Below are 6714 nucleotides of genomic sequence, written 5' to 3'. Positions count from 1 at the left end.
ACAAGTATTTGCTTAACAGATTTGACAGTCATAAAGGGTAGTTCTTTATTAATGCAATTTGCAAAAATAAATTAATGTTTAGAACACTTAAAAAGTTGTTCTAAACATATTATACGAGGTGATATATTATGGAAAATATAATTGAAAAAGCCAGACAATTTAAATATAATTCTCTAGAGTATGTAGATATAAGGGATATAGATAAATCAAAAGTTCTTATTAGCACAAGTTCCTGCATCTTTTTATATCAGAATGCTGATGTCCAAAGAGAGCTATATTGGAATTCAAAATCGAGTAATAACATTCAATTGTTTTGGGCTGCTGATTCTAAGAGAAGCTATTTAGATGGCTTAAAGGATACTATAGAACATATAAGGAAAAACGAAAGCAATACCAAAAAAATATATTTGGAATTTGTTCCTGAAAATTTTTTGGAGAATATGTATAAATTAAATTTTTCTATGGTATCTGAATGGGTTGATTTTTGGAATAGTGATTTATTTTTTCAGAATACTTATATTTATAAATATAAAGCAAATATCAGACCCTTAATGGATAATGAAATCAAAATTGCAAGCGATATAACTAAAAGTTGTAAGGGGTATTCCAGAGGTTTTACTGGTCAATCAGAAGAAAATATAGAAGATTGGTTTAAAACAGAAAATTCACAGTTATTCGCAGCTAATGTGGATGGGAATATAATAGGGCTATGCTTTGTTATATTATACGGGTTTGATAGTGATAAAGGTACTGTATTATGGATAAGGGAATTAGCTGTTACTCCTAATTATCAGTCTAAAGGTATTGGGAGACAATTAATCATACATGGCATAGGATGGGGAAAAGAAAATGGAGCTAAAAGAAGCTTTTTAGCTTGTGATGCTGAGAACTATAATGCAATAAATTTATATGAAAGCCTCAATTATAAAAGAAAAGATGGACGAGGTCAAATAAATATGGAATTGTCACTTTTTTAAGACTTCATTGTTTGAACGTATTAGGGAGGATAACTATATGATTAAAATGATTGTAATCGATTTGGATGAAACTCTTCTTAGGACTGATAAATCTATTTCTGCATATACAATTGACATACTTAAAAAAATCCGTAATAAAGGTATAAAAGTTGTATTTGCAACGGCTAGAGGAAATAGCACAAAACCATTGATACCTTATGAATTATTTGATGGATGTGTTTTACTAAATGGTGCTAAAGCTTACGCTGATAACAAACTCGTATATGATAGGATGATCTTTGCAGATACTTTTATCCCATTTTTACGAAAGTTATCCAATAACGACCTTAAAGTTGCAGCTGAAATTGAAGGAGTTCATTATGCTAACTTCAATGTAAAAGAAGTATGGAGTTACATTGACAAATTCGTCGTAACAAATTATTCAAATGTCTCAGGGAATGCAGATAAATTATATGCCTTAGTAGAAAATCCATCGCAGATAGACTTAATCAATTCAATACTTCCGAAAGATTTATATCTAAATTTGAGCAGGGATAATTTAGCTATGATAATGCATAAAGAGGCTACAAAGAGCAATGGAGTGTTGCATATTGCAAGTGAGTTTAATATACAAAAAAATGAAATAGTAGCTTTTGGTGATGATATAAATGATAAGGAATTGTTATTAAGTGTTGGATTAAGTGTAGCAATGGATAATTCCATAGATGAAATTAAAATGATAGCAGATTACATTTGTGATTCAAATAATGATGATGGAGTTGCCAAATGGCTCGAGAAAAATTTATTGACAAACAATTAAATCTATATTAGAATAATACTGTCAAGTAAATACCTTGACAATATTTTAAATTGGTGATATTATGGAAAAGTTAGTCGAGATAGGAAATTTATATGACTTCTATGGAAAGCTTCTTAGCAATAGGCAACACCAAGCTATAGAGTATTATTATATAGATGATTTGTCCTTATCGGAAATAGGAGAAGAGTTAAATATTACTAGGCAAGGTGTATTTGACACCTTAAGAAGAGCTGAACAAAAGTTATATCACTATGAAGAAATACTTGGGTTAGTTAAGAAGTTTAATGTAAATCAAGATAAGATTCGAGAAATAGGTGAGATTTCTAAGGAAATTAGAAACTTAAGCGATGAATCAAATTTAAATACAATTGGTGAAAAGGCGGATAAAATTCAAAAAATTATTTCACAAATTTTAGACTAGAGGGGAGGTTATTGATTAATGGTATTTGAAAGTTTATCAGAAAAGTTGCAAAGCGCTTTAGGTAAATTGAAAGGTAAAGGGAAACTATCCGAAAAAGATGTAGATCTTGCCATGAGAGAAGTACGCCTTGCCCTACTAGAGGCAGATGTCAATTTCAAGGTTGTTAAAGATTTTATTAAAAATGTTAAGGAAAGAGCCATAGGATCAGAAGTGATGGAAAGCTTAACTCCGGGGCAATATGTTATTAAAATTGTCAATGAAGAATTGACAAAACTTATGGGAGAAAGCCAAGCAAAGCTTACTTTTGCGTCCTCACCACCAACAGTTATTCTTATGAGCGGTCTCCAAGGTGCAGGGAAAACTACCACAGCGGGAAAGTTAGCTTTACACTTGAAAAAACAAAACAAAAGGCCTCTTTTAGTAGCTTGTGATGTCTATAGACCAGCTGCTATTAAACAGTTGGAAGTAGTGGGAGAAAGAGTGGAAGTTCCTGTATTTTCAATGGGAGATAAACTAAGTCCTGTGGATATTGCAAAAGCATCAATAGAACATGGTAAAAAGCATGGCAACGATGTGATAATTATCGATACTGCAGGTAGACTTCATATAGATGAAGATTTAATGAATGAAATCGTGAATATACATGATGCAGTAAACCCAAAAGAAGTGCTATTAGTACTAGATGCAATGACAGGTCAGGACGCTGTAAATGTAGCAGATACTTTTAACCAAAGACTTGGAATCACCGGGGTTATATTAACTAAACTGGATGGAGACGCTAGAGGTGGAGCGGCTTTATCTTTAAGAGCTGTAACCAACAAGCCTATAAAATTTGTAGGTATGGGTGAAAAGCTGGATGATTTAGAGCCTTTTTATCCGGACAGAATGGCATCTAGAATCCTTGGAATGGGTGATGTATTATCTCTTATTGAAAAAGCTCAATCCAGCATCGATGAAAAAAAGGCTTTGGAATTGGAGAAAAAAATTAGATCTGCTCAGTTTACGTTCGATGACTTTTTAGAACAATTAGAACAAATGAAAAACCTAGGACCTTTGGATCAATTTTTAGGAATGATTCCAGGCGTTAATGCAAAAGCTCTTAAAGGGTTGGATGTGAATGATAAGGACTTGGCAAGGCTTGAGGCTATAATTAAATCAATGACAAAGAAAGAAAGGGAGAATCCCGATATTATAGATAGCAGTAGAAGAAAAAGAATTGCCAATGGCAGTGGTACAAATGTCCAAGATGTAAACAAATTGTTGAAGCAATTTAAAGAAACTAAGAAGATGATGAGAAAGTTTACAGATATGGAAAAGACAATGAAGAAAAAAGGGAAATTTGGATTCCCCTTTTCTTAAATAAATAATAATATTTGAAGGAGGTGAAATAGATGGCAGTTAAAATTAGATTAAGAAGAATGGGTGCTAAAAAGAATCCTTTCTATAGAATCGTTGTAGCTGATTCTCGTTCTCCAAGAGATGGCAGATTTATTGAAGAGATTGGTTACTATAATCCACTAACTGAACCAAAAACAGTTAAAATAGATAATGAAAAAGCTGCAAATTGGTTAAAGAATGGTGCAAAACCAACTGATGTTGTTGAAAGATTATTTAGAGAAAATGGATTATTTGAGAAAGAAGAAAATACTGAGGAATAATTCATGGAGGTGCTTACAGTGGGAGAATTAGTAGAGTTTATCGCAAAGGCAATCGTTGATAATCCTGAAGAAGTAAGTGTTAATGAAATAGAAGGTTCACAATCTATTATTATTGAACTGAGAGTAGCATCAGAAGATATGGGAAAAGTAATAGGTAAGCAAGGTAGAATTGCCAAAGCTATAAGAACAGTTGTTAAAGCAGCTGCCATTAAAGAAAATAAAAGAGTAGTAGTTGAAATTATTCAATAGGGATTAATCCCTTTACTGGCGGGTGAAAAGATGGATTATACTGCAATCGGAAAGATAATAAATACTCATGGTGTAAATGGAGAAGTGAAAGTCTATCCATATACTGATGACGCAAAGCGGTTTAGTATTCTAAAGTTTGCTTATGTGGGTGATGATAAACTAAAGGTACATGTAGTAAGTGTTAAATATCATAAGGGTTTACCGTTGATAAAATTCAAAGGATATGACAATATAAATGATGTTTTAAATTTTAAAGAACAGATAATATATGTTGATGACGCAAATAGGGTTATATTACCTGAAAATCATTACTTTATTTATGATTTAGTAGGGTGCCATGTTTACGATATGAAAGATAATTATATTGGCAAAGTTGTTGAGGTACTTAAAGGTGCAAGCAATGATGTCTATGTTGTAAAAGATGAGAGCCATGAAGAACATTTGATCCCTGCAGTAAAGGAATTTGTAAAGAACGTAAATATTGATAAAAAAACCATTTATATTGATCCCATCGAAGGGATGATAGAATGAAGTTTGATATATTAACAATATTTCCTGAATTCTTTCAAATTCTAGATGAATTCAGTATAATTGGAAGGGCAATAGAAGAAAACATAATTCAAATTAACAATGTAAATATACGGGATTTTTCAAATGATAAACACAAAAGAGTTGATGATTATCCTTTTGGCGGCGGTCCAGGTATGATAATGAAACCTGAACCCATTTTTGAGGCTATAAATAGTGTCAAAAATGAAAATTCTAAGGTAATCTATTTGTCCCCTCAAGGGAAAAAATTAAATCAAAAAATGGCAAATAGTCTATCAAAGGAAAGCCATTTAATATTACTTTGCGGGCATTATGAGGGAATAGACAATAGAATTATAGAAAATTTTGTTGATGAAGAAATATCTATTGGCGATTATGTACTGACAGGTGGTGAAATACCCGCTCTTGTCCTCATAGATTGTATAACCAGATTAATTCCGGGGACCTTAAAAAGTGATGAATCTTTTATAGATGAATCACATTATAATGAATGGCTAGAATACCCCCAATATACTAGACCAAGAGAGTTCAATGGTTTAAAAGTACCGGATGTTCTTTTAGAAGGCAATCATCGGAAAATAAATGAATGGCGTAAATATCAATCAATTAAGACCACTTTAGAAAAAAGACCGGATCTAATTGAAAATATTGAATTTACTAAGGAAGAAGAAGCGATTTTAAAAGCTTTACGAGTAGATATGAATTAAAAAATTTGTTGTAAATAAAACTTTGTTATGCTATAATACTCAAAGTGTTGATTAAGGGTGGTCCTCTGCGTAAATCGCAAGAACATCTATGGAGAAGGGAGGAACAAACTATGGATATAATTAAAATGATTGAAGATGAACAATTAAGGAATGATTTACCTGATTTTAATGTTGGAGATACAGTTCAAGTTCATTACAAGGTTATTGAGGGAACACGTGAAAGAATTCAAGTATATGAAGGTACTGTAATAAAAATTCAAGGCGAGGGAGCAAGAAGGACATTTACTGTAAGAAGATTGTCTTATGGAGTAGGTGTTGAAAGAACATTCCCTATACATTCTCCAAGAATTGAGAAGCTTGTTGTAACTAGAAGAGGTAAAGTAAGAAGAGCTAAACTTTACTATTTAAGAGACAGACAAGGTAAAGCTGCGAAAATTAAAGAGAAGAGAAATTACTAATAAATGGGGCTATGTAGTCCCATTTTTATTTTTAAGTAGGTGATTTAGTGAACATTAATTGGTATCCCGGTCATATGAAAAAAACCAAAGAGTCTATCCAAAATAATTTAAAATTGGTAGATGTAATATTTGAGCTGATAGATGCAAGAATACCATATAGCAGTCGCAATCCAATGATAGATATGATTGTTGGCGATAAGGCTAGGGTTATTATATTGAATAAATCTGATTTGGCTGATTCAAAAGTAAATATAATATGGCAGGATTTTTTTAATAAAAGCAGCATTCCATCAGTCCTAATAGATGCTTTAAAAGGAAAAGGAATAGATAAACTGATTAGTCTGTCAAATGAAGTAACAAGTGAAAAAAGGCTGGCTTATGCCAAAAAGGGTGTAAAAAACCTGCCTATTCGAGCAATGATAATAGGGATTCCAAATGTAGGAAAATCTACACTAATAAACACATTAACAGAAAGGCGCGGTGCTAAAACAGGAAACAAGCCCGGTATTACGAAATCAAATCAATGGATTAAAACAAAAGGAAATCTTGAACTGTTGGATACTCCCGGAATATTATGGCCAAAATTTGAAGACCAACAAGTCGGGTTAAATTTAGCTTTTACTGGAGCAATTAAAGATGAAATACTGGATGTTGAAACTTTAGCATTGAGATTTATAGAAGATATGATAAAGATTTATCCGGAACTTTTAATTGATAGATATAAGGTAAATTTGGAGGATAAAACGGCTTTAGAAATTTTGGATTCAATAGGCAGAATACGTGGATGTATTGTTAAAGGAGGAGAAATAGACTATACTAAAGCTGGTAATATTATTTTAGATGATTTCAGAAAAGGGAATATGGGTAGAATTACTCTAGAGCTTCCGGAAAGTTAA

At 32.1% G+C, this 6714-nt stretch carries 10 protein-coding genes; all 10 read left to right on the top strand.

Features of this window, described 5'->3' with window-relative positions; translation table 11 throughout:
• Window positions 1-128: 128 nt before the first annotated feature.
• The 10 genes from H8707_RS11440 (at window position 129) to ylqF (ending at window position 6714) form a co-directional block, all read left to right on the top strand.
• Window positions 129-977, top strand: a complete 849-nt coding sequence (locus tag H8707_RS11440; protein ID WP_262430271.1) for a GNAT family N-acetyltransferase — start codon at window positions 129-131, stop codon at window positions 975-977.
• Window positions 978-1014: 37 nt separating this feature from the next.
• Window positions 1015-1776 carry an HAD family hydrolase gene (locus H8707_RS11435; RefSeq protein WP_262430270.1) on the top strand — a complete coding sequence of 254 codons (762 nt, stop codon included), beginning with the start codon at window positions 1015-1017 and terminating at the stop codon, window positions 1774-1776.
• 61 nt (window positions 1777-1837) lie between these two features.
• On the top strand, window positions 1838-2197 hold the full coding sequence (ylxM, locus tag H8707_RS11430) for a YlxM family DNA-binding protein (RefSeq protein ID WP_262430269.1): 360 nt from the start codon (window positions 1838-1840) through the stop codon (window positions 2195-2197).
• 18 nt (window positions 2198-2215) lie between these two features.
• Window positions 2216-3556, top strand: a complete 1341-nt coding sequence (gene ffh / locus H8707_RS11425) for a signal recognition particle protein (RefSeq protein ID WP_262430268.1) — start codon at window positions 2216-2218, stop codon at window positions 3554-3556.
• A 32-nt stretch (window positions 3557-3588) separates the two neighbouring features.
• A complete protein-coding gene (gene rpsP / locus H8707_RS11420; RefSeq protein WP_262430267.1) occupies window positions 3589-3855 on the top strand; it encodes a 30S ribosomal protein S16 in 267 nt (88 codons plus the stop codon).
• Between the two features lie 18 nt (window positions 3856-3873).
• Window positions 3874-4104, top strand: coding sequence for a KH domain-containing protein (locus H8707_RS11415; protein WP_262430266.1), 231 nt, complete (start codon window positions 3874-3876; stop codon window positions 4102-4104).
• A 30-nt stretch (window positions 4105-4134) separates the two neighbouring features.
• Window positions 4135-4635, top strand: a complete 501-nt coding sequence (gene rimM / locus H8707_RS11410; RefSeq protein ID WP_262430265.1) for a ribosome maturation factor RimM — start codon at window positions 4135-4137, stop codon at window positions 4633-4635.
• Window positions 4632-5360, top strand: a complete 729-nt coding sequence (gene trmD / locus H8707_RS11405; RefSeq protein ID WP_262430264.1) for a tRNA (guanosine(37)-N1)-methyltransferase TrmD — start codon at window positions 4632-4634, stop codon at window positions 5358-5360. The genes rimM and trmD overlap by 4 nt, the downstream gene beginning before the upstream one ends.
• A gap of 110 nt (window positions 5361-5470) precedes the next feature.
• Entirely contained in the window at window positions 5471-5818 is a 348-nt protein-coding gene (gene rplS, locus H8707_RS11400; protein ID WP_262430263.1) for a 50S ribosomal protein L19, read from the top strand.
• Between the two features lie 47 nt (window positions 5819-5865).
• Complete coding sequence (gene ylqF / locus H8707_RS11395; RefSeq protein ID WP_262430262.1) at window positions 5866-6714, top strand: ribosome biogenesis GTPase YlqF; 849 nt, start codon at window positions 5866-5868, stop codon at window positions 6712-6714.

It is taken from the genome of Paratissierella segnis (assembly GCF_014385195.1).
GTDB classification, from domain to species: Bacteria; Bacillota; Clostridia; order Tissierellales; family Tissierellaceae; genus Paratissierella; species Paratissierella segnis.
Note: the sequence above shows the minus strand (reverse complement) of the source record. Positions and strands in the feature narration are given on the sequence as shown.

What these genes read in the sequence shown, in the direction of transcription:
- H8707_RS11440 (WP_262430271.1), top strand. Translation starts at nt 129, where the DNA reads ATGGAAAATATAATTGAAAAAGCCAGACAATTTAAATATAATTCTCTA.
- H8707_RS11435 (WP_262430270.1), top strand. Translation starts at nt 1,015, where the DNA reads ATGATTAAAATGATTGTAATCGATTTGGATGAAACTCTTCTTAGGACT.
- ylxM (WP_262430269.1), top strand. Translation starts at nt 1,838, where the DNA reads ATGGAAAAGTTAGTCGAGATAGGAAATTTATATGACTTCTATGGAAAG.
- ffh (WP_262430268.1), top strand. Translation starts at nt 2,216, where the DNA reads ATGGTATTTGAAAGTTTATCAGAAAAGTTGCAAAGCGCTTTAGGTAAA.
- rpsP (WP_262430267.1), top strand. Translation starts at nt 3,589, where the DNA reads ATGGCAGTTAAAATTAGATTAAGAAGAATGGGTGCTAAAAAGAATCCT.
- rimM (WP_262430265.1), top strand. Translation starts at nt 4,135, where the DNA reads ATGGATTATACTGCAATCGGAAAGATAATAAATACTCATGGTGTAAAT.
- trmD (WP_262430264.1), top strand. Translation starts at nt 4,632, where the DNA reads ATGAAGTTTGATATATTAACAATATTTCCTGAATTCTTTCAAATTCTA.
- rplS (WP_262430263.1), top strand. Translation starts at nt 5,471, where the DNA reads ATGGATATAATTAAAATGATTGAAGATGAACAATTAAGGAATGATTTA.